The organism is Streptomyces sp. NBC_01190, from assembly GCF_045039895.1.
Taxonomy (GTDB): domain Bacteria; phylum Actinomycetota; class Actinomycetes; order Streptomycetales; family Streptomycetaceae; genus Actinacidiphila.
Window position 1 is genome coordinate 1,582,501 of sequence record NZ_CP108580.1, and the last position, 21,748, is coordinate 1,604,248.

The 21,748-nt window shown below is 72.8% G+C and carries 22 protein-coding genes (1 of these 22 cut by a window edge); 10 read left to right on the top strand and 12 right to left on the bottom strand.

The window, feature by feature from the left end; translation table 11 throughout:
- Both tyrS and OG519_RS06705 read right to left on the bottom strand, forming a co-directional pair.
- Positions 1–542, bottom strand: the 5' end (the start) of a protein-coding gene (tyrS, locus tag OG519_RS06700) for a tyrosine--tRNA ligase (RefSeq protein ID WP_405579909.1). The gene continues 730 nt to the left of window position 1, outside the view; the window shows 542 of its 1,272 coding nt (coding positions 1–542); it begins with the start codon at positions 540–542; its stop codon lies beyond the left edge, outside the window.
- Between the two features lie 176 nt (positions 543–718).
- Entirely contained in the window at positions 719–1,387 is a 669-nt protein-coding gene (locus tag OG519_RS06705; RefSeq protein ID WP_405579911.1) for a DNA-3-methyladenine glycosylase, read from the bottom strand.
- Between the two features lie 144 nt (positions 1,388–1,531).
- Here OG519_RS06705 and OG519_RS06710 point away from each other — a divergent pair, with 144 nt between their 5' ends.
- The 3 genes from OG519_RS06710 (at position 1,532) to OG519_RS06720 (ending at position 3,978) form a co-directional block, all read left to right on the top strand.
- Positions 1,532–2,329 (top strand): sporulation protein, encoded by a 798-nt coding sequence (locus tag OG519_RS06710; RefSeq protein ID WP_405579914.1) that lies wholly within the window; start codon positions 1,532–1,534, stop codon positions 2,327–2,329.
- 94 nt (positions 2,330–2,423) lie between these two features.
- A complete protein-coding gene (locus OG519_RS06715) occupies positions 2,424–2,963 on the top strand; it encodes a YbhB/YbcL family Raf kinase inhibitor-like protein (protein WP_405579916.1) in 540 nt (179 codons plus the stop codon).
- Between the two features lie 511 nt (positions 2,964–3,474).
- On the top strand, positions 3,475–3,978 hold the full coding sequence (locus OG519_RS06720) for an HNH endonuclease (RefSeq protein WP_405579918.1): 504 nt from the start codon (positions 3,475–3,477) through the stop codon (positions 3,976–3,978).
- 3 nt (positions 3,979–3,981) lie between these two features.
- Here OG519_RS06720 and OG519_RS06725 read toward each other — a convergent pair whose 3' ends face one another.
- The 4 genes from OG519_RS06725 to OG519_RS06740 form a co-directional block, all read right to left on the bottom strand.
- On the bottom strand, positions 3,982–4,755 hold the full coding sequence (locus tag OG519_RS06725; RefSeq protein ID WP_405579920.1) for a sulfite exporter TauE/SafE family protein: 774 nt from the start codon (positions 4,753–4,755) through the stop codon (positions 3,982–3,984).
- Between the two features lie 194 nt (positions 4,756–4,949).
- Positions 4,950–5,915, bottom strand: coding sequence for an SPFH domain-containing protein (locus OG519_RS06730; protein ID WP_405579922.1), 966 nt, complete (start codon positions 5,913–5,915; stop codon positions 4,950–4,952).
- Between the two features lie 129 nt (positions 5,916–6,044).
- Positions 6,045–6,467, bottom strand: a complete 423-nt coding sequence (locus OG519_RS06735; protein WP_405579924.1) for an NfeD family protein — start codon at positions 6,465–6,467, stop codon at positions 6,045–6,047.
- Positions 6,468–6,642: 175 nt separating this feature from the next.
- A complete protein-coding gene (locus OG519_RS06740) occupies positions 6,643–7,452 on the bottom strand; it encodes an ABC transporter ATP-binding protein (protein ID WP_405579927.1) in 810 nt (269 codons plus the stop codon).
- Positions 7,453–7,556: 104 nt separating this feature from the next.
- On the opposite strand from OG519_RS06740, the gene OG519_RS06745 reads away from it, so the two are divergent.
- Positions 7,557–8,345 carry a hypothetical protein gene (locus OG519_RS06745; RefSeq protein WP_405579929.1) on the top strand — a complete coding sequence of 263 codons (789 nt, stop codon included), beginning with the start codon at positions 7,557–7,559 and terminating at the stop codon, positions 8,343–8,345.
- Positions 8,346–8,364: 19 nt separating this feature from the next.
- Here OG519_RS06745 and OG519_RS06750 read toward each other — a convergent pair whose 3' ends face one another.
- Both OG519_RS06750 and OG519_RS06755 read right to left on the bottom strand, forming a co-directional pair.
- Positions 8,365–8,994: a response regulator gene (locus OG519_RS06750; protein ID WP_405592521.1), complete on the bottom strand. Its 630-nt coding sequence runs from the start codon at positions 8,992–8,994 to the stop codon at positions 8,365–8,367.
- Between the two features lie 151 nt (positions 8,995–9,145).
- Entirely contained in the window at positions 9,146–10,297 is a 1,152-nt protein-coding gene (locus tag OG519_RS06755) for a GAF domain-containing sensor histidine kinase (RefSeq protein ID WP_405579932.1), read from the bottom strand.
- 195 nt (positions 10,298–10,492) lie between these two features.
- On the opposite strand from OG519_RS06755, the gene OG519_RS06760 reads away from it, so the two are divergent.
- From OG519_RS06760 to OG519_RS06770, 3 genes are all read left to right on the top strand, one after another.
- Positions 10,493–11,224 carry an SDR family NAD(P)-dependent oxidoreductase gene (locus OG519_RS06760; protein ID WP_405579934.1) on the top strand — a complete coding sequence of 244 codons (732 nt, stop codon included), beginning with the start codon at positions 10,493–10,495 and terminating at the stop codon, positions 11,222–11,224.
- Positions 11,221–12,402, top strand: a complete 1,182-nt coding sequence (locus OG519_RS06765) for an S-adenosylmethionine:tRNA ribosyltransferase-isomerase (RefSeq protein ID WP_405579936.1) — start codon at positions 11,221–11,223, stop codon at positions 12,400–12,402. Before OG519_RS06760 ends, OG519_RS06765 begins: the two co-directional genes overlap by 4 nt.
- 317 nt (positions 12,403–12,719) lie before the next feature.
- Positions 12,720–13,562 (top strand): transglycosylase SLT domain-containing protein, encoded by an 843-nt coding sequence (locus OG519_RS06770; RefSeq protein ID WP_405579938.1) that lies wholly within the window; start codon positions 12,720–12,722, stop codon positions 13,560–13,562.
- 124 nt (positions 13,563–13,686) lie between these two features.
- Here OG519_RS06770 and OG519_RS06775 read toward each other — a convergent pair whose 3' ends face one another.
- Positions 13,687–16,200, bottom strand: a complete 2,514-nt coding sequence (locus OG519_RS06775) for an FHA domain-containing protein (RefSeq protein WP_405579940.1) — start codon at positions 16,198–16,200, stop codon at positions 13,687–13,689.
- Between the two features lie 230 nt (positions 16,201–16,430).
- On the opposite strand from OG519_RS06775, the gene OG519_RS06780 reads away from it, so the two are divergent.
- Positions 16,431–18,041: a streptophobe family protein gene (locus OG519_RS06780; protein WP_405579943.1), complete on the top strand. Its 1,611-nt coding sequence runs from the start codon at positions 16,431–16,433 to the stop codon at positions 18,039–18,041.
- A gap of 101 nt (positions 18,042–18,142) precedes the next feature.
- Complete coding sequence (gene serB, locus OG519_RS06785) at positions 18,143–19,384, top strand: phosphoserine phosphatase SerB (RefSeq protein WP_405579946.1); 1,242 nt, start codon at positions 18,143–18,145, stop codon at positions 19,382–19,384.
- Positions 19,385–19,543: 159 nt separating this feature from the next.
- Here the strand turns inward: serB and OG519_RS06790 are convergent, their stop codons facing one another.
- From OG519_RS06790 to OG519_RS06800, 3 genes are all read right to left on the bottom strand, one after another.
- Positions 19,544–20,065, bottom strand: a complete 522-nt coding sequence (locus OG519_RS06790) for a SixA phosphatase family protein (protein WP_405579948.1) — start codon at positions 20,063–20,065, stop codon at positions 19,544–19,546.
- 74 nt (positions 20,066–20,139) lie between these two features.
- Entirely contained in the window at positions 20,140–20,406 is a 267-nt protein-coding gene (locus OG519_RS06795) for a hypothetical protein (RefSeq protein WP_405579950.1), read from the bottom strand.
- Positions 20,407–20,601: 195 nt separating this feature from the next.
- On the bottom strand, positions 20,602–20,724 hold the full coding sequence (locus tag OG519_RS06800; RefSeq protein WP_405579952.1) for an SGM_5486 family transporter-associated protein: 123 nt from the start codon (positions 20,722–20,724) through the stop codon (positions 20,602–20,604).
- A 191-nt stretch (positions 20,725–20,915) separates the two neighbouring features.
- Here OG519_RS06800 and OG519_RS06805 point away from each other — a divergent pair, with 191 nt between their 5' ends.
- Entirely contained in the window at positions 20,916–21,662 is a 747-nt protein-coding gene (locus OG519_RS06805; protein ID WP_405579954.1) for a FadR/GntR family transcriptional regulator, read from the top strand.
- Positions 21,663–21,748: the final 86 nt, after the last annotated feature.

The window sequence follows — 21,748 nt, forward strand, 5'->3', positions numbered from 1 at the left end:
AGCTCCAGGAAGTCCATCCCCTGGAGGATCTGGTAGCTGAACTCCGTGTAGCTGATGCCCTGGTCGGAGTTGAGCCGGCGGGCGACCGCCTCCTTGCTGATCATCTTGTTGACCCGGAAATGCTTGCCGATGTCGCGCAGGAACTCGATCGCGGAGAGCCCGGCCGTCCAGTCCAGGTTGTTGACCATGACCGCCGCGTTGGGGCCCTCGAAGGAGAGGAAGGGCTCGATCTGGGCTCGTACCCGCCGCACCCAGTCGGCGACGACCTCGGGGTCGTTCAGCGTGCGCTCGGCGGTCGGCTTGGGATCGCCGATCAGGCCGGTGGCACCGCCGACCAGGCCGAGCGGACGGTGCCCGGCCAGTTGGAGCCGGCGGACGGTGAGGATCTGCACCAGGTTGCCGAGGTGCAGGCTGGGCGCGGTGGGGTCGAAGCCGCAATAGACCGTGACGGGGCCGTCCGCGAACGCCTTGCGCAACGCGTCCTCGTCAGTGGATACGGCGATCAGTCCGCGCCACTGCAGCTCGTCGACGATGTCCGTCACGGTTCCGTGTCTCCCTTGGTCGTACGGTCGGCTCGATGCCGGGAATCCAGCGTGTCCGAGGGTACGTGGTCCTGGCTCCGCGATGGTCTGCGCTCACCGGCACCGGCGGCGCCGCCGCGCGGCTCCTTCGCCGCTTCCTGCCGCTTCCTGCCGCGTTCAGCGGCGTTCAGCGGCGTTCAGCGGCGTTTGCGCGGGCTGTGGGCCTTGTAGGGGCTGACGGTGGGGTCGCCGTCGATCCAGTAGCGCCAGGGGTGGTCGGCTCCGCCGCCGCCGACGCCGGTGCGGGGCCCGCTGCGGATCAGCGCCCGGTCCGGCGGGGTGCCGGTGAGGACACGGAACGGGCTGCTCCCCTGTTCAGGGCCGCCGGGGCCGTCGGGACCGCCGGCGCAGGCGTCGGCGCCGTCCAGGGCGCGGTCGACGGAGAGGGCGGTGGCCAGCCGGGCCGGCCCCTGCGCGAGGTCGCTCGCCTTGCGGGAGGTGGGCCGGTGCACCCGGGCCAGATCCGCGCCGAGGACGATCTCGCCGGCCCGGAGCAGCACTCCGCTGGGCCGCCCTTCGGGGCCGCAGACCAGGTTCAGGCAGTGCCACATGCCGTAGGTGAAGTACACGTAGACGTGTCCCGGCGGGCCGAACATCACGGCGTTGCGGTCGGTCCGGCCCCGGTAGGCGTGGGAACCCGGGTCATTGGGGCCGTCGTACGCCTCGACCTCGGTGAGGCGGAGTTCGATGGGGCCGTCGTCGGTCTCGCGTACCAGGACGCGGCCCAGCAGATCGGGCGCGATCTCCAGGACCGGCCGGTCGAAGAAGGAGCGGGCCAGCGGGGTCCGCTCGGCTGCGGTGATCACAGCGCCCGAGCGTAGTGGAACCGCGGGCGGGGCCGCCGCGCTCGTAGAGTGCGCTGATGCTCGGCCGGACGGGCGTTCAGGCGTTCGGGCGGACAGAAACGACAACGACAGCGACAACGAGCGGGAACGAGGGAGAGGCGGACCATGGGGTTCAGGAAGCTGCTGGCGAGTCTGGGGGCCGGCGGAGCGTCGGTGGAGACGGAGCTGACGCAGGCCCACGCCGTGCCGGGCGGGATCGTCCAGGGTGAGGTGCGGATCCAGGGCGGGTCGGTCGGGCAGCGGATCGAGGGCCTCTCGGTGGGGCTCCAGGCCCGGGTCGAGGTGGAGCAGCGGGACCTGCACGGCAATGACACCGAGTACCACCAGGACATCGAGTTCCACCGGCAGCCGATCGGCGGGGCCTTCGAGCTTGCGGCGGGCGCGGTCCACGATGTGCCGTTCGCGCTGGAGATCCCGTGGGAGACACCGGTGACGATGTTCATGGGGCGCCATCTGACCGGGATGAAGCTCGGGGTCACCACGGAGCTGGCGATCGACCGCGCGGTGGACGCGGGCGATGTGGACGAGGTGCATGTGCATCCGCTGCCGGCCCAGCAGGCGCTGCTCGACGCCTTCGGTCAGCTCGGCTTCGCGTTCAGGAGCGCGGACCTGGAGAAGGGGGTGATCCGGCACACCCGGCAGCGGCTGCCGTTCTACCAGGAGATCGAGTTCCACGCGCCGTCGCAGTACCGGGGGCTGAAGCAGGTGGAGCTGACCTTCGTCGCGGACGGCGAGGAGATGGACGTGGTGCTGGAGATGGACAAGAAGCCGGGGCTGTTCAGCGCGGGCAGCGACACGTACCGGTCGTTCACGATGGGCCTGCACACGTACCAGCAGACGGACTGGACCGGGTATCTGCACCAGTGGCTCGCCGAGGTGGGGGGCAAGCGGAACTGGTGGTGACCATGGAGTTTAGGCTCGGCCACGCAGGCTTCCGAGTGTGGGCAGGCGGCGTGCCTCCTGCCTCATGCTTCATGTGCGATCAGGAGGTGCCGAGGTGACCGAGCAAGGGCGACGGCCGCTCCCCCATGACTTCCACCCGCCGGTGGCGGGGTTCACGGTGGTGAGTGACGATGTCACGCAGGGCGTGTCCCTGAAGGACGATCAGGTCTACGCGGCGGGGAACACCTCGCCGCAGCTCCGCTGGGAGGGCTTCCCGGCGGAGACGAAGAGCTTCGCCGTGACGTGCTTCGACCCGGACGCGCCGACGGGCAGCGGGTTCTGGCACTGGGTGGTCTTCGACATCCCGGCGTCGGTGACGGAGCTGCCGGCCGGCGCGGGTTCCGGGAGCTTCGAGGGGCTGCCGGCCGGCGCGGTGCAGTCCCGCAACGACTACGGCAGCCGGGACTTCGGTGGCGCGGCGCCGCCGCCCGGCGACGGGCCGCACCGCTATGTGTTCACCGTGTACGCGGTCGACACCGAGACGCTGGGCCTGGACGCGGACGCGACGCCGGCGTACGTCGGCTTCAATCTGCGGTTCCACGCGATCGGGCGGGCGAACCTCATCGGTGAGTACGAGGTGCCGCCGGCGCACTGACCGGCGCGATCGGCCCCGCCTCCCCGGGCCGCGCGGTAAATCCGTTGCGGCGCCGGGCCGGTGGGTCGCACAGTGAGGGCGCCCCGGTGCGGCGGTGGCCCCCGGTATGCGCCCGGCGGGTTCCCTGAGCCGGGTGGTCGGCACCGCGTCATCGCGGGGGCGGCGGGACGCGGCGCGGCCGGGACACCCCTGGGCCTTGACGGCTCGGGGAGAGTGCCGGCCGGGTTTCGCCGGCCGCCTGCCGGAATCCGGTCGTGACGCCGGGTGTCCGCGCCGGCCGGCGCGCTCCGGGTGCGGCCCTCCCCAGGGGGACGGCATCCGGAGCGCAGTTTTCGCTCCCCGTTCGGCCGGCGGTCTTCTTCCCTTGGGCTTTCCGCACGCTTCGCCGGGAAATTCCCCCCTGCCCGTCCGCTGTCCTACGGCGGGAAATTGCGTTGTCCGCCATAGCGGCCGACAGGCACAGTTGAGCCACTTCGCCCGTCGGGGCGATCGGGCCGGGGAGGTGGGCGGGATGCGGGAGACGCTGGTGCTGAATGCGAGCTTCGAGCCGTTGTCGACGGTGTCGCTGCGGCGTGCGGTCGTGCTGGTGATGCAGGACAAGGCCGTCGTGGAGCAGGCGCATCCCGGGCTGCGGATCCGGGCCACCGGGGTCGAGGTGCCGGTGCCGCAGGTGATCCGGCTCTGCCGCTACGTCCGGGTGCCGTTCCGACAACGGGCTCCGTGGTCTCGGCGCGGTGTTCTCGTCCGTGACCGGCACCGCTGTGCCTACTGCGGGCGGCGGGCCACCACCGTGGACCACATCCAGCCGAAGTCGCGGGGCGGCCGGGACACCTGGCTGAACACCGTCGCGGCATGCTCGGAGGACAACCAGCGCAAGGCGGACCGTACGCCGGAGCAGGCGGGGATGCGGCTGCTGGTCCGGCCGTTCGAGCCGACACCCGCGGACGCGCTGCTGCTGGCGCTCGGGGTCACCGACCGGCAGAGCCTGCCGGAGTGGCTGGCGCTGCCGGCCTGAGGCTCAGCGGTCCCTGAGGACGAGCTGGACGATGGCGGCGAGGCCGACGACCACGATCAGTGCGCGCAGCACGGTGGGCGGCAGGCGGCGGCCGACGCGTGCGCCGATCAGGCCGCCGATGGTGGCGCCGGCGGCGATCAGCGCGACGGCCGCCCAGTCCAGGTGGGCGACGAAGATGAAGAAGACCGCGGCGATCCCGTTGACGAGGGCGGCGAGTACGTTCTTCAGGCCGTTGACGCGTTGCAGCGGCTCGTCGAGGAAGGGGCCCATCAGGGAGAGGTAGAGGACTCCCTGGGCGGCGCCGAAGTAGCCGCCGTAGGCGCTGGCGAGCAGCATGCCGAGCAGCAGTACGGGGCCGCCGTGGGTGGGCACGGGGGCCCCGGCGCGCTGCCTGCGGGCCTGGATCGCGCGGGCGAGCCGCGGTTGCAGGACCACCAGCACCAGCGCTATGCCGATCAGGACCGGCACGATCGCGTTGAAGGCCCCGGACGGCAGGGTGACCAGCAGCAGCGCTCCGCTGGCGCCGCCGATCAGGCAGACCGCGCCCAGGCGCAGCAACCGGGTTCGCTGGCCGCCGAGTTCGCGGCGGTAGCCGATGGCTCCGGTGAGGGAGCCGGGGACCAGGCCGAGGGTGTTGGAGACATTGGCGGTGACCGGCGGCAGGCCGACGGCGAGCAGGACCGGGAAGGTGATCAATGTCCCGGAGCCGACAATGGTGTTGATGGTGCCGGCGCCGATTCCGGCCGCGAGGACGGCCAGGGCTTCGCTGGGGGACATTGACTCTCCATGATCTCCGCGCTCCTCCCCGCTCCTCCCCGCCTCACTGGTCGGGGGGTGCTCGGTGGCCATGACTATAGGGGCGGTGCGCGCCGGGCCCGGTGGCAGGGCCCATGCAAGGGCCGGCTCAACGGCTGGTTCAGCCGAACCTCGTCCGACAGCGTGACCGGGGACCGCCTGGCCCCCGGCCGGGCTCACTCCTTGTCGAAGCGGGGGGACTCGCGGCGCGGGGCGGGGGCCCGGTCGGCGGCCGGCGCGCCGGTGCCGGGGCCGCCGCCGGTGCCGGGCGCGCCCGGGATGTTGACTATGCCGCCCAGGCCCTTGAGCGCGTCGTTGAGTTCGCTGGGGATGATCCAGAGCTTGTTGGCGTCGCCGGAGGCGATCTTCGGCAGCATCTGGAGGTACTGGTAGGCGAGCAGCTTCTGGTCCGGGTCGCCGGCGTGGATCGACTCGAAGACGGTCCGGATGGCCTGCGCCTCGCCCTCGGCGCGCAGTGCGGCCGCCTTGGACTCGCCTTCGGCGCGCAGGATGGAGGACTGCTTCTCGCCCTCAGCGGTGAGGATCTGGGACTGCCGGATGCCTTCCGCGGTGAGGATCGCGGCGCGCTTGTCACGGTCCGCGCGCATCTGCTTCTCCATCGAGTCCTGGATGGAGGTGGGCGGTTCGATCGCCTTGAGTTCGACGCGGTTGACGCGGATGCCCCACTTGCCGGTGGCCTCGTCGAGCACGCCGCGCAGCGCGGCGTTGATCTCCTCGCGGGAGGTGAGGGTCCGCTCCAGGTCCATGCCGCCGATGATGTTGCGCAGGGTGGTGACGGTGAGCTGCTCGATCGCCTGGATGTAGCTGGCCACCTCGTAGGTCGCGGCCCGGGCGTCGGTCACCTGGTAGTAGATGACGGTGTCGATGTTCACCACCAGGTTGTCCTGGGTGATCACCGGCTGCGGCGGGAACGGGACGACCTGCTCGCGCAGGTCGATCCGGTTGCGGATGGTGTCGATGAACGGAACGACGATGTTGAGTCCGGCGCTCAGGGTGCGGGTGTAGCGGCCGAAGCGTTCGACGATGGCGGCGCTCGCCTGCGGGATGACCTGGACCGTCTTGATCAGGGCGATGAAGACGAGCACCACCAGGATGATGAGCACGATGATGATGGGCTGCATGGCCAACTCCCGGCGCCGATTGACGGCAAGCTTGGATGCGAACGTCCGACTACGCTGTCATGATCAATTCTCGCAGACGGCAGGGGCGCCGCGGGCCGATTCTGCCAATTCCCGCCTCGCGGCGCGGGGTTACATCACGACCGCGGTCGCTCCCTCGATCTCCACCACGTCCACGTGCTGCCCCGGGTCGAAGACCTGGCCGTGTTCGAGGGACCGGGCCGACCAGACCTCCCCGCCCAGTTTGATCCGGCCGCCGGCGCCGCCGTCGACCCGTTCGAGAACCACGGCCTGCCGGCCCCGCAGGGCGTCGACACCGCTGCGCTGCTCGGGCCGTTGGCGGTTGCGGTAGGCCAGTGGCCGTACGAAGACCAGGAGCGCGACCGAGACGGCCACGAAGACGACGACCTGGGCCACGATCCCGCCGCCGAGTGCGGCCGTGGCCGCGCCCGCCACCGCGCCGACGGCGAACATGCCCAGTTCGGGCATTGCCGTGATCACCAGTGGGATGCCCAACCCCACCGCGGCTATCAGCCACCACACCCATGCTTCCACGGCGTCAATCGTAGGCGTGCGGACCCCTGTTGCGGCAGTGCGCACTGACGGCGATGTTCGCGACTTCGCGAGCGGGGGGCGTGGAGGGAAAACCAGGAGGTGCCAGGAGGCGCCAGGAAACCCAGGAGACGCCGGGCGATGTGCCGGGCGATGGGTCAGGACACCTCGGGAGACGTCAGGAGAGCGGCAGCCCGGCGGCGGTCCAGCGGTCGCCGCGGCGCTCGACCACGAGCGGGAGGCCGAAGCAGACGGAGAGGTTGCGGGAGGTGAGTTCTTCGGCGATGGGGCCCGCGGTGACGACCTTGCCCTGCCGGATCATCAGCACATGGGTGAAGCCGGCCGCGATCTCCTCGACATGGTGGGTGACCATGATCATGGAGGGGGCGATCGGGTCGCGGGCCAGCCGGCCGAGGCGGCGCACCAGGTCCTCGCGGCCGCCGAGGTCGAGACCGGCCGCGGGCTCGTCGAGCAGCAGCAGTTCGGGGTCGGACATCATCGCGCGGGCGATCAGGGTGCGCTTGCGCTCGCCCTCCGACAGGGTGCCGAACTTCCGGCCGAGGAAGTCGCTCATGCCCAGCCGGTCGAGGAAGGCGCGGGCCCGGTCCTCGTCGACCTGCTCGTAGCCTTCCTGCCAGGTCGCGGTCATGCCGTAAGCGGCGGTGAGCACGGTCTCCAGCACGGTCTGCCCGCGCGGCATCTTCTCGGCCATGGCGGCGCCCGCCATGCCGATCCGGGGCCGCAGGTCGAAGACGTCGACATTGCCGAGCTTCTCGCCGAGGATCTGGACGGTGCCGGCGGTCGGGAAGAGATAGCTGGAGGCGACATTGAGCAGGGTGGTCTTGCCGGCCCCGTTCGGACCGAGGATGACCCAGCGCTCGCCTTCGGCGACCGACCACGAGACCTGGTCCACCAGAGCTCGTCCGTCGCGGACCACGGATACGTCCACCAGCTCCAGCACATCGCTCATGAGCGCGTTGTCTCCCATTGCAGTCTCGGCTGTCCGGTGTGCCCATGTCGGCACGGGCCAGAAGGAACCCCCGGGGAAAACTTACGCCACCGCCGGTCCGGTCCAGTCCTTAGGCTGGGGCCATGCTTGATGAACCTCGCTCCGGACGGCTCACCGCGTGGGGAAATGCCCTGCTTGCCGGACTTGCCGCGCCGGATGACGTCGCACAGCGGATCACGGCCGACGACGTCGTGCACCGGATCACCGGGCTCCCGGGGGAACACGCTCCGGTGGGTCTCACGCTGGGCCTCGGCCGGCTGCGGGCGCTGGGTGTGACCGGCCTGCGGCTGGCGCTGCCGGTGGCCGGGCACCCGCTGGGGCTGAGCGGTCCGCCGGAGTTCAACGCCCGCGCGCTGGTCGCCGGTGAGGCGGTGGTCACCGTGGGCGCGGCGCACCTGGGCCTGGTGCCCGAGGTCCACGAGGCGGGCCCCGAGGGCGACCTGCATGTGGAGGTGGTGTGGGAGTGCCTGGCGGTACGGGACGCGCCGCCGGCCGATGTGCCCTCGCTCGGCGAGGCGGAGCGGGAGCTGGCGGAGGCGCTGCGGGACGCGGGTGAGGCGCTGGCCCAGCTCGATGTGGCGGGCGCGGGACCGGCCGCGCAGGCGGCGCTCGACGCGTACCGGGCCCGGGCGGCGCGCGGTCGCGAGGTGCTCGCGCCGGGTTATCCGCCACGGGCGGTGCGGGTGCTCGAGCTGGCGCAGCGGGTGGCGGCGGTGGTGGAGATCGCCTCCGACGGACATGGCGCGGCGGTGAGCGCGTCACAGATCGCGGCGCGGGCGGAGTTGCTGCGGCCGGTGGAGCGGACCGCCCGCCGGGCGCAGGTGGCGGCGTACAACGCGTACGTCGAGGAGGTGGAGCGCCGTCGGCCCTGACGGACGTCCGGGCCGCGCCTCAGTTCCCCGCGCCGTTGCGGACCGCCCACAGCGCCGCCTGGGTGCGGTCGGCGACGTCCAGCTTCATCAGGATGTTGGAGACGTGGGTCTTCACCGTCTTCTCGGAGAGCACCAGGGCGCGGGCGATCTCCCGGTTGGAGCGGCCGTCGGCGATCAGCCCGAGGACTTCCCGTTCGCGTTCGGTCAGGGTGGTGCCCCGCCCGGTGCCCCCGCCGTGCTGGTCGCCGGCGAGCAGCACGCCCGCCACCTCGGGCTGGAGCAGGACGTGCCCGGCGTGCACCGAGCGGATCGCGTCGGCGAGCGCCACCGGATCGATGTCCTTGTAGACGTATCCGGCCGCGCCGGCCCGCAGCGCGGGCACCACCGTGCGCTGCTCGGTGAAGCTGGTCACGATCAGCACCCGGGCCGGGTTCTCCGTCTCGCGCAGCAGCCGGAGCGCCTCGATGCCGTCGGTGCCGGGCATCTTGACGTCCATCAGGATCACGTCGGGCCGCAGCTCCTGGGCGCGGGCCACCCCCTCGGCCCCGTCGGCCGCCTCGCCGACCACCTCGATGTCGCCCTGCACTTCGAGAAAGGTGCGCAGGCCGCGACGGACGACCTGATGGTCGTCGACCAGCAGCACCCGGATACGGGCGCCGGCTCCCCGGTCGGCCGCCCGTGTGCCCGGCGCCCGGCCGCTCGGCGGCGCCGCCTTCCCGGCGCCACGGCTGGCCTGGGCGCCTTGGCCACCCTGGCGGGCGGGAATGGTCGCGCCGTTGTCGCCGGTCCGGCCGTTCGCGTCAGCCACCGGGCACCTCCATCTCGATGACGGTGCCCCCGCCGGGCTCCGATCGCACGGTGAGCCGGCCGCCGACGCGGTCGGCGCGGTCCCGCATGGAGACCAGGCCGAGATGGCGCCCGGCCCGGCGGACCGCCGACGGGTCGAAGCCGCGGCCGTCGTCGCCGATCCGCAGCCGGGCGCCCTTGCCGCGGCCTTCGAGGCTGACCTCGACCGCGGTGGCGCCGGCGTGCCGCAGCGCGTTGTGCATCGCCTCCTGGGCGACCCGCAGCAGCGCCTCCTCCTGGGCGGCGGGCAGCGCCCGTATCCGGTCGGTACGGAAGGTGACGGCGGCGGCGTGCACCCGGTCCAGGACCCGGACCTCGGTGCGCAGGGTGGCGACCAGGCCGTCCTCGTCGAGCCCGGCCGGACGCAGCTCGACCACCACGGTCCGCAGTTCGTCGGCGGCTTCGGCGGCGAGCGCGGCGACGTGCTTGATCTCCTCCTTGGCGCGCGCCGGGTCGGTGTCGACCAGGGCGGCGGCGGCCCGCGCGGTCAGCCGGAGCGAGAAGAGCTTCTGTGAGACCGCGTCGTGCAGTTCGTGGGCGATCCGGCCCCGCTCCCCGGCCAGGGTCAGCTCGCGGCTGCGTTCGTAGAGCCGGGCGTTGGTCAGGGCGAGCGCGGCGTGGTCGGCGAGGATCCGCAGCAGGTCCTCGTCCTCCTGGGTGAAGCCGTCGACGGCGGCGGGCGTGGCGGGGCAGCGCTTGTTGGCGAGGAACACCGCGCCGAGGATCTCGTCGTCGTCGACGATCGGCATGCCGATGAAGTCCTTCATCTCCGGGTGGGCGCGGGGCCAGCCCTGGAAGCTCTCGAAGTCGCGGACGTCGGCGAGGCGGCGCGGGGTGGCCTCGTGCAGCATCGCGGCGAGCACACCGTGCTGGCGCGGCAGCGGGCCGATGGCCTTCCACTGCCCGTCGCCGACGCCGTCCACCACGAACTGGGCGAAACCGCCGTGGTCGTCGGGCACGCCGAGCGCGGCGTACTCGGCGCCGAGCAGCTCGCGGGCGGAGACGACGATGGTCTGGAGCACTTCGCGCACCTCCAGACGCCGGTTCATCGCCAGCAGCGCGGCGCTGACCGCTTCGATTCCGCCCCGGGGCGTCCTGCTGGCCATGCGTCCCACCGTACCGGCGCCGGTGCCCGCCGTTGTCCGGCGGACGGACCGGCCGGGCTCGGTCGTAGGGACTACGCCGAACGGCCCCGGGGTTCTGCGGCGGCCGGCCGACGCGGACCGGACCGCCCGGTTCCTACGGTGGCGCCAGATGGTCCGGCGGCCGGCCGGATCACGGGACGGACGGGGAGCTGGATCATGCCGGTAGCGATCATCACCGGGGCGTCGCGGGGACTGGGACGGGCGCTGGCGCTCGAGTTGGCGGCGCGCGGCTGGGACCTGGTGGTCGACGGGCGGAACGCGGCGGCGCTGCGGTCGGTGGCGGCCGAACTGACGGCCGCGGCCCGGGCCCGCGACCTGCCCGCTCCCGTGGACCGCGGCCCTGTCGAGGCGCTGCCGGGTGATGTCACCGACAGCGCGCACCGGGCGGCGCTGGTGGCGGCGGCGCTGGCGCTCGGCGGGGTGGACCTGCTGGTGAACAACGCCAGCGCGCTGGGCGCCGAGCCGCTCGTACCGCTGGCGCGGCTGTCGGAGGCGGGGTGGCGGGAGGCGCTGGAAACCAATGTGGTCGCGCCGTTCGCACTGGTCCGGGCGGCGCTGCCGGCGCTGCGGGCGGCCGGCGGCGCGGTGCTGAACGTCAGCTCGGACGCGGCGGTGGCGGCGTACCCCACGTGGGGAGGGTACGGCGCCGCCAAGGCCGCGCTCGACCACGGTTCCGCGGTGCTCGCCGCGGAGGAGCCGCGGCTGCGGGTGTGGTGGGTGGACCCGGGCGAGCTGCGGACCGACCTGTACGCGGCGGCGGTCCCCGGTGATCCGGGCTTCGCCGACCGGCTGCTCCCGGCGGAGGTCGGGCCGGCCTTCGTCCGGCTGCTGGACGAGCGGCCGCCGAGCGGCCGCTATGTGGCGCGGGCCCTGTTGGGGGCGCGATGACCGCGGTGGTGTGCGCGAGGTGCGAGGTGGAGGCGGCGCGGGTGTCGGCGGCCGGGCTGGCCGGGCTGCGGGTGCCGCCGGAGCTGCTGGCCACCGCGCCGCCGGCCCGCCGGGACGCGGTCCGGCTGCTCGTCGGCCGGCAAAGTGACAGCCCGCATGGTGACCCGGGCGGCGGTCCGGGCGGCGGGGGCACGGTGACGCACCACGGTTTCCGCGAGCTGCCGGGGCTGCTGCGGGCCGGCGACGTGCTGGTGGTGAACACCTCGCGGACGCTCCCGGCGGCGGTGGACGGGGAACTGGCCGGTGAGGCCGTGGTGGTGCACTGCTCGACCCGGCGGGACGACGGCCGCTGGGTGGTGGAGGTACGCACCCCGGACGGGCATGGGTCGACGGTCCGCAGGCGGTGGGGGCCGCCGGGTGGCTCACCAGGGGCCGGGACAGGTGCGGTGGGCGCCGTGATCGAGCTGGCGGGCGGCGGCCGGCTGGTGCTGGACGAGCCGCTCGACCCGGCCGGCGACCGCCTGTGGGTGGCGACGCCCTCGGTACGGGATCTGGTGCGGGAGCTGTACCGGCACGGCCGGCCGATCCGGTACGGGTACACCGAGCGGGACCAGCCGCTGGCCGCCTACCAGACCGTGTTCGCCACGGCGGCGGGGAGCACGGCCGCCGACGGGGCCGTGGGGGCGGGCTCGGCCGAGATGCCGAGCGCCGGGCGGCCCTTCACCGCGACGCTGGTGACCGAGCTGGTGAGCCGGGGGGTGCAGATCGCGCCGATCGCGCTGCACACCGGCGTGGCGTCGGCCGAGGCGCACGAGCCGCCGTACCCGGAGCCCTATGAGGTGCCGGCCAGCACCGCGTGGCAGGTGAACGCGGCGCGGGCGGCCGGAGGCCGGGTGGTGGCAGTGGGCACCACGGCGGTACGGGCCCTGGAGTCGGCGGCCGACGAACGCGGTGTGGTGTCGGCCGCACGGGGCTGGACCGGCCTGGTGATCACCCCGGAGCGCGGCGTACGGGCGGTGGACGGCCTGCTGACCGGGATGCACGAGCCCGAGGCCTCGCATCTGCTGATGCTGCGGGCCCTGTCCGGCGACCGGCTGCTGGAGCGGGTCTATGCCGAGGCGTTGCGCGAACGCTACCGCTGGCATGAATTCGGGGACCTCAATCTGCTGCTCCCCTGAGGATCGGACCGAGCCGTGCGGGAGCCCGGGAACTTTTGCGCCGAGCTCCGGGTCCGGAAAACAAACCCTCACACAAAGCGCCCCCTCGATCACCATGTGCGATCGAGGGGGCGGCGCCGTGTGAGGTGACCTATAGGGCGTGCGTCACATACTAAGCGGCTTAGTCGGAAAACCGCCGGCCGCATTACCGGTAAACAGCGGAATCCACCTCGGTTGACCGCCGAACTACGAACCTTATTCGTAGCGGAGCCCTTTGACCCCCGATTTCGGACCCTCTAAGAATTCTCAGGTCCGCAACCGGAAGAGGAAATCCCGCCATGCAGCTCCCCACGATCCCGAAGATCGGGTCACTGTCCAAGAAAAAGAAGATCACGGTCGCCGGCGCCGGCGCCGCGACTGCGGTCGTTCTGGCAGTCACCGGTTTCCAGGCGACTGGCGGATCCACGACGGCCGCCTCCGCCCAACCGGCTGCCACGTCCGCCTCGGCCGCCCAGCACGCGAAGACGTCGGACGCGAAGGCCGACACGGCCGCGGAGAAGGCGCCGGCCAAGGCGCGCACCGCCACCCCGCACGCGGCCGAGAAGGCCGCGCCGAAGCCGGCCGCGCCCAAGACCACGCCGGCCAGGCCCGCACCGCCCAAGCCCGCACCGCCGAAGCCCGCCGCTCCCAAGCCCGTGGCCCCTAAGCACGTGGCCCCCAAGCCCGCCGCACCGAAGCCCGCGCCGAAGCCGGTGGCGCCCAGGGCGGCCGTGACCCAGCCGACGCACCGGGTGGTCCTCAAGGCCAAGGCCCCGGCCCCGGCCCCGAGGCCCGCTCCGGTCGCCGCCAAGCCGGTCTACGCCAACAACCTGGACGGCTGGATCAGGCAGTCGCTCGACATCATGCACCAGAAGGGTATTCCGGGCAGCTACAACGGCATTTACCGGAACATCATCCGGGAGTCGAGCGGCAACCCGAACGCGATCAACCTCTGGGACATCAACGCCCAGAACGGCATTCCGTCCAAGGGTCTGCTCCAGGTGATTCCGCCGACCTTCGCCACCTACCACGTGTCCGGCACCTCGTGGAACATCTACGACCCGGTCGCGAACATCACCGCCGCGTGCAACTACGCGGCCGACCGGTACGGTTCGATGGACAACGTATACTCCGCGTACTGAGCCGGCCCGCGCCGTCCGGCGCACGGGAAAGGGCGGTGGGACCTCGTGGTCCCGCCGCCCTTTCGCACCTTTCTCGCCTTTCTCGCCTTTCTCGCCTTTCGCAGAGTTCCCGTGACGCGTGCCGCTACTTCCGCATGACTTCCGGCTCATGGCGGCGCAGCAGCCGGGACACCACGATGCCGCAGACGATGCCGAGGCCGATCACCACGGCCATGTCGAGCGTCCAGGCACCGGCGGTGTGCTGCCACAGCGGGTCGGGGTTGCCGGGGTCCCAGGGCATGACCGCATTGAGGTTCGCGGTGGCACCGAGGGCGGCCACCGACCAGCGGGCCGGCATCAGCCAGGCGAACTGCTCGATCCCCGGCGAGTCGTAGAGCTGGAAGAGCACGCCGGTGAACACCACCTGCACGATGGCGAACATGACCAGCAGCGGCATCGTCTTCTCCGCGGTCTTCACCAGCGAGGAGATGATGAGGCCGAACATCATCGAGGTGAAGCCGAGCCCGATGATCGCCAGCGTCATCTCGACGGCGGGCTGGCCCTTCACGATGACGCCCTCGACCGGCAGTTCGCGTGGTGCGAAGCCGATGCCGCAGATGATGGCGCCCTGGAGCGCGGTGATCAGGCCGAGCACGATGACCTTGGACATCAGATAGGCCGAGCGGGACAGGCCGGTGGCCCGCTCGCGTTCGTAGATCACCCGTTCCTTGATCAGCTCACGGACCGAGTTGGCCGCCCCGGAGAAGCAGGCGCCGACCGCGAGTATCAGCAGGATGGTGCCGGCGTCCTTGTTGATCCCGTGGGCCTTGGCCGGTCCCGGGCCGAGTCCGCTGGCCGCCGGGATGACCACGCTGACCACGCCCAGCACCGCGGGCAGCACGAACATCAGCGCGATGAAGCCGCGGTCGGAGGAGATCACCGAGAGATAGCGGCGGATCAGCGTGAACAGCTGGGCGGTCCAGCCGGTGGGTTTGGGCGGCTTGGCCACCTGGTGCGGGATGGCCGGCGCCGTCTGCGGGGCGGCGACGTCGAGTTCGGCGGCGTAGAGCTGGTAGTGCTGCGAACCGCGCCAGCGGCCCGACCAGTCGTAGTCGCGGTAGTTCTCGAAGGCGGAGAAGACGTCGGCCCAGGTCTCGTAGCCGAAGAAGGTCAGTGCCTCGTCCGGCGGCCCGAAGTAGGCCACGGCGCCGCCCGGCGCCATCACCAGCAGCTTGTCGCACAGGGCCAGTTCGGCCACCGAGTGGGTGACCACGAGCACCGTGCGGCCGTCGTCGGCGAGGCCGCGCAGCAGCTTCATCACATCGCGGTCCATGCCCGGGTCGAGGCCGGAGGTCGGCTCGTCCAGGAAGATCAGCGACGGCTTGGTGAGCAGTTCGAGGGCGACCGAGACGCGCTTGCGCTGGCCGCCGGAGAGCGAGGTGACGCGCTTGTCCGCGTGGATGTCGAGCTTCAGCTCGCGCAGCACCTCGTTGATCCGCGCCTCGCGCTCGGCGGCCGCGGTGTCGCCGGGGAAGCGCAGCTTGGCCGCGTACTTGAGCGCCGTCTTGACCTGGAGTTCCTTGTGCAGGATGTCGTCCTGCGGGACCAGGCCGATGCGCTGGCGCAACTCGGCGAACTGCTTGTAGAGATCGCGGTTGTCGTAGAGCACCTCGCCCTGGTCCGCGGGGCGGTAGCCGGTGAGGGCGCGCAGCAGCGTGGACTTGCCGGAGCCGGACGGGCCGATCACACCGATCAGCGACTTCTCCGGGACGCCGAAGGAGACGTCCTTGAGGATGGTCTTGGTGGTCTTGCCGTGTGGCACGGTGACCGACAGCCGGCGGGCGGAGAAGGAGATCTCGCCGGTGTCGACGAACTCCTCGAGCCGGTCGCCGACCAGCCGGAAGGTGGAGTGTCCTACGCCCACGATGTCGTGCAGGCCGAGCAGATGGCGCTGGATCGGCTGGCCGTTGACGTAGGTGCCGTTGTGGCTGCCGAGGTCGACGATCTCGTAGCGGCCGTCGGGGTGGGCCCGGAACTCCGCGTGGTAGCGGGAGACCTGGAGGTCGGAGACGACCAGCTCGTTCTCCAGCGCGCGGCCGATCCTCATCACCCGGCCGAGGGAGAGCTGGTGGAAGGTGGTGGGGTTGCGGTCGCCGAAGCCCGCGCCCCCGCCGGCCGGTGCCACGACCGGCGCCTGGGCCTGGGCCTGCGGCTGGAACTGCGGCTGAACCTGCTGCCGGCCCGGCCGGACCTGCCCCTGGACCAGGGCTTGGGCCTGGGCCTGGGCCTGGGCCTGGGCCTGGGCCTCCGGGACGCCGACGGCGGGCCGTGGTACGGCGGCGGCCTGCGGGCTCGCCACACCGCGGAAGTTCAGCCGCGGCCCGTCCGTGGGATTGCCGAGATGGACGGCGGTGCCCGGCCCGACGTCGGTCCGCTGGACCCGCTGCCCCACCACGAAGGTGCCGTTGGTGCTGCCGAGGTCCTCGATGACCCAACCGCGCTCGCCGCGGCGGACGGTGGCGTGCCGCCAGGACACCCGCGCGTCGTCGAACACCACGTCGCCCTGCGGATCGCGCCCCAGGCTGTACGACCGGGCCGCGTCGAGCGACCAGGTCCTTCCATTCAATTCAAGTACGAGTTCAGGCACCCCAAGCCCCATGTGTCGCCCCCCGAGTTGTCCCCTTCAGGGGAGTGTAGGGGGACACCGAACATCGGGAGGAACCATCGCAGGACCCGGTCTCGTAACAGAACGCCGTCACGTGTACGTATTCCGTATCGGGCCGTTGACGGCCCCCGCCGCGCGCCCCGACAGTTGGGGCCAGTTGCGTGCGTTGGGGGACGACGACCTCGGGGGTCGCTATGGATGCGCGGAGAACACCGTGGGCACGGGTGCTGTTCGGGTCGCTGGCGGCGGTGAGTTGGGCCTTCGCGGCGATGATCGGCGTCGCCGCGCTGGGACTTCACCTGGTGGGGGCCGATACGGCGGGCTCGCTCGGGCCGCTGACGGCGGCGGTGGTCGCGATGGCGATCGGCGGGAAGGTGCTGCCGACCGGTGATGTCGGCGTGTTCGGGCTGACCGGCTCGCAGACGCAAGGGTCGCTCGGCATCACACCGCTGGGGGTCGCGCTGGCCGGCGCGCTGCTGCTCGCCTGGGTGTTCCTGCGCTCCCTGCGCCGGGCCGGAGCCACCGTCCGGCCGGCCGAACTGGCCGCGCGGGTCGCCACGACGGCGGCGTTCTTCCTCGCCATGGCCGGCGGCCTGGCATGGGCGGGGCAGGACACGGTGGCCATCGACGCGGGTTCGGTCGGCCCGCCGCGCGGCGCCACCGACGACCTGCTCAGCGGTCTGCCCGGGATCGGGAAGATCAGCGGCGGCCTGGCCGACGGACTCCAGCACATCGCCAGGACCAAGACCTCGGTGACGTTCCATGTCGACACCGGGCGGACCCTGCTCGGCGCGCTGCTGTGGGTGCTCGCGGTGCTGCTGATCGCGCTGCTCGCCTCCCGCAGGACCCCGCTCCCCGCCGGCTGGGGCCGGCTGCACCGGGTGGTGCGGCCGGCCGCGTCCGCGCTGAACGCGGCGCTGCTGGTGGCGGTGCTCGCCGGGTTCGCCGCGGCGGCCTTCGCGGCGGCGACCGGTGACGAGCCGGGCCGGATCATGGGCTCCGCGCTGCTCGGCACGCCCAACGGCGTCTGGCTCGCGGTGCCGCTCGGACTCTTCGTCCCCTGGAAGGGCACCGCGTCCGGGCCGCTGACCGCGCTGCTGCCCGACCCGTTGAACCGCTTCCTCGCCGGGCACGGCGGCGCCACCATCACCCCGGGCCGGCTCGCCGAGCTCAACGGGCAGGTGCGGCTGCTGCCGGTCGCCGTCGCGCTGCTGATGGTGCTCGCGGGGGCCCTGACGGCCACCCGCACCCCGGTGGAGGGCGGTTGGCCGCGCTACGTGGGGGCGTGCGCGCTGCGGCTCGGGGTGGTCACGGCGGTGACGCTGCCGCTGCTGGTGTGGCTCAGCGCGGTGAAGGTGAACGCCAATCTGTCGGTCTTCGGCTTCGACGCGGTCGGCGCGGGCGTCGACCTGCACGGCAACGCCGGCCTGGCGCTGCTGCTCGGGGCGGCGTGGGGAGCCGGCGCGGGGGCGGTGGGGGCGCTGCTCGCCCGCGCCACCGGTTCGGCCGGCCGCAAGGTCGCCCCGCTGGCCGCCGCCGCTGGTCCCGCGCGGACACCGGCGGGTCCGGACGGGCCGGGCGGGCCGCCGCTGCCCGGCGGGCTCGATGACGCGAACCGTACGTATCCGGCGGTGGCGTACCAGCCGGGCCCGTATCTGCCGAGTCGCCCCTACCGGCCGGCCGAGGAGGAGAACCCCTACGCATCCCCGCCCCAGGACGAAGCGCCGCCGATCTCCGACGCCCCGACGGTCCTCGCGCCGCCCCCGGCGCCGCGCCAGGGCCCGCGGCCGGACGCCGAGAAGTGGCCGCCCCCGCCGCCCGCTCCCCCGGCCTGATCGGCGCCCGGGGGCGCCCGGCCGGGGCGGGCGGCGCCGAGGTGTCCGGCCAGCGGGACGGAGGGGCGTGGTGATCGCCGGGCGGATACCGTGGAGGCACCATGGACAACGCCTCGCAGAGCGCCGCCGGCCTGCCGCCGTCGGACACACAGACGCTGCTGGTCAAGATCTTCGGCAAGGACCGGCCCGGCATCACCGCCGGGCTGTTCGACACGCTCGCCGAGTACGGCCTGGACGTGGTGGACATCGAGCAGGTCGTCACCCGGGGCCGGATCGTGCTGTGCGCCCTGGTCACCGCGCCCACCGAGCGCGGGGCGGAGGGCGTACTGCGCGCCACCGTGCACACCTGGGCCGAGAGCATGCGGATGCAGGCCGAGATCATCTCGGGCATCGGCGACAACCGGCCGCGCGGTGAGGGCCGCTCGCATGTGACGGTGCTCGGCAGCCCGCTGACCGCCGAGTCGACGGCGGCCATAACCGCGCTGATCACCGGTATCGGCGGCAATATCGACCGGATCTTCCGGCTGGCGAAGTACCCGGTGACGGCGGTGGAGTTCGCCGTCTCCGGGGTCGAGCCGGCCGCGCTGCGGTCCGCGCTCTCGGTGGAGGGTGCGGCCCGCGGTGTGGACGTGGCGGTGGTGCCGGCCGGGCTGCACCGCAGGGCGCAGCGGCTGGTGGTGATGGACGTGGACTCCACGGTCATCCAGGACGAGGTGATCGAGCTCTTCGCCGCGCACGCCGGGTGCGAGGCGCAGGTCGCCGAGGTGACGGCCGCGGCGATGCGCGGCGAGCTGGACTTCGAGCAGTCGCTGCACGCGCGGGTGGCGCTGCTGGCCGGCCTGGACGTCTCGGTGGCGGAGAAGGTCCGCGCCGAGGTGCGGCTGACCCCGGGCGCCCGGACGCTGATCCGCACCCTCAAGCGGCTCGGCTACCAGGTGGGGGTGGTCTCCGGCGGCTTCACCCAGGTCACCGACGACCTCAAGGAGCGGCTCGGCCTCGACTTCGCCGCCGCGAACACCCTGGAGGTCGCCGACGGCCGGTTCACCGGCCGGGTGACCGGGCCGATCGTGGACCGGGCGGGGAAGGCCGCGCTGCTGCGCCGGTTCGCCGCGGAGGCCGGGGTGCCGCTGAGCCAGACCGTGGCCATCGGCGACGGCGCCAATGACCTGGACATGCTGAACGCGGCCGGGCTCGGCGTCGCCTTCAACGCCAAGCCCGTGGTGCGCGAGGCGGCCGACACGGCGCTGAACGTACCGTTCCTCGACACGGTGCTGTATCTGCTGGGCATCACGCGGGAGGAGATCGAGGCCGCCGACGAGCTGGACGGTGTGGTCACGGGCTGACCGCGCCAGGGGGCCGGCGGGGTCGGTCCCAGCGGCGGCGGCGCGCTGACGCCGCTGGGGCGGTGCGTACGCCAGGTGTGGTGCCCGCGCCTGGTCCGGGCCTACGCCTTGGCCGGGCCTACGCCTTGCGCCCGCCGCCCGCTTGCGTCTTGTGCCCGCTTACGCCTCGTGCGGGGCCCAGAAGCCCGTCAGCCGCGCCGTCCCGGGCTCCACGGACTTCCATGAGCCGCTGAAGGTCAGGACGGCGAAGGCGGCGGTGGGGAAGCCGATCCGGTTCAGCCGCTCCAGCGGTTCCTCCTCGGCGGTGCCCGTCAGCGCGTCGGCGAGCGCGTGCATACCCGGGTTGTGGCCCACCAGCAGCAGCGAGCCGATGTCGTCGGGGGTCTCGATGAGGACCGCCAGCAGATCGCCGAGGGTCGCCTCGTACAGCCGCTCCTCGTAGACCGTCCTGGGGCGGTGCGGCAGCTCGTGCGAAGCGAGCTTCCAGGTCTCCCGGGTCCGGGCGGCGGTGGAGCACAGGACGAGGTCGAGGTCGATGCCGTCGTCGGCGAAACGGCGGCCGACGGCCGGGGAGTCCATCCGGCCGCGCTCGGCCAGCGGGCGCTCGTGGTCAGGGACGGAGGGCCAGTCGGCCTTGGCGTGCCGGAGCAGGACGATGGTGCGGGGCGAATCGACGGTCATGCCTTCAGCTTTCCAGAAAACCGCCCCGCGGGCGCGGGCAGGCCGGTGTGATCCGGCGGACGGTCACCCGCAGGTCACAGCAGGTGCTGGAGGAGGGCGCCGAAGGCGGCGACGAGGCGGCCGAGGGTTTCCGCGGCCGGCGCGGCGGCCGAGGCGTCGGCGGGTCCGGCGCTGAGCAGGCCCAGCAGGGCGGCGAAGGCGGCGGCGGGCAGCGCGACCGCCCACCACGGCAGCCGGGTCTGCACCGGGGCCGGCCGCTCGGGGAGGGGAGCGGGGCGATCCCGCCGGGCGGCCCGCGGGGGCACCGGCGCGGCGTAGAGGTGGGGGGACTGCGTGGTCACGGTGACCGCCTCCGTGGTTGGACCGTCGAAGTGCCGTATCGCTGAGTACGGTTCGACGCTACGGGGGCGGGGTGACGGCTCCCATCCGGTCGTCCACCCACTTGACCCTGACCCTGGCCCCCTAGGGATGGTGGGGTTGTCCCCACCCCCCGGTCAGGGATCCGTCCGCACCCCCCGGCCAGGGGTCCGTCCGGGTCAGCCCATGCGGGCGGCGATGGTGGCGACCACCGCGACGAGGGCGGGGACGCCCATCATCAGACCGAAGATGATCAGCAGGCGCCGGTGGGGCTGCGGGGGGTTGGGCTCGAGTACGGGCATGGGTTCAGTTTGGCACCGGGGGTGGGGCGGGCCGGGCCGGGGTGGGGTACGGCCGGGTCAAGGTTCGTCCTGGAAAGTGCCCGCGGCGCCGGGCGACCGTGGAGGGGGACTGGCGAAGGGACGGGCGCGGGGACAGTCGAGGGGCCAGTCGAGGGGACGGGGCATTGCTTTGGTTGCCATAGGATCATGGGATGAATCTTGGACACTTAACCCGGTCCACCACGCTCGCCGACCAGGTCATCGCGGTCCTGCGGACCGAGATCGTCGCGGGGATGTGGCCGGTCGGGTCGCGCATTCCCACCGAGCCGGAGCTGGTGGAACGGTTCGGCGTGGCCCGCAACACCGTGCGCGAGGCGGTGCGGGCGCTCGCCCACAACGGGCTGCTCGACATCCGGCAGGGCTCGGGTACGTATGTCGTGGCGACCAGCGAGCTGGCGGGCGTGATGGCGAAACGGTTCGCCGAGGTGGATCCGCCGCACGTGGCGGAGGTGCGGGGCTCGCTGGAGGCGACCGCGGCGGCGCTGGCGGCGCGCCGCCGGGACGAGGCGGATCTGCGGCGGCTCGACGCGCTGCTCGCGGGGCGCGACCTGGCGTTCGCCTCGGGCACGGTCGAGGCCTTCGCCGAGGCGGACGCCAGGCTGCACCAGGCGGTGGTGGCGTCCGCCCACAACGAGGTGCTGACCACGCTCTACGCCGACCTCGGAGAGGTGCTGCGGGACTTCCGCGGCGTGGCGATCGCCGCCGGGCGCCCGACGGAGCACCGCGACCACGCCGGCCTGGTCGCGGCGATCCGGGCCGGCGATCCGTCCCGCGCCGCCGCGGAGGCCGGCGACCACGCGGTCCGCTGCCGCTTCACCACGACCCTGCGCCCGACGCCGGGAAGCACCCCGCCCCACCACCCGGCAGAACACTCCCTGGCCGACACCCGCCCCGTCTGACCCCAGGAACCCCCGGGGCCCTGGGCTCAACCCGGGAACCCGCGACCAGCGATGCGGGCCTCCCGGGCATCGGACGGCCGCACCGG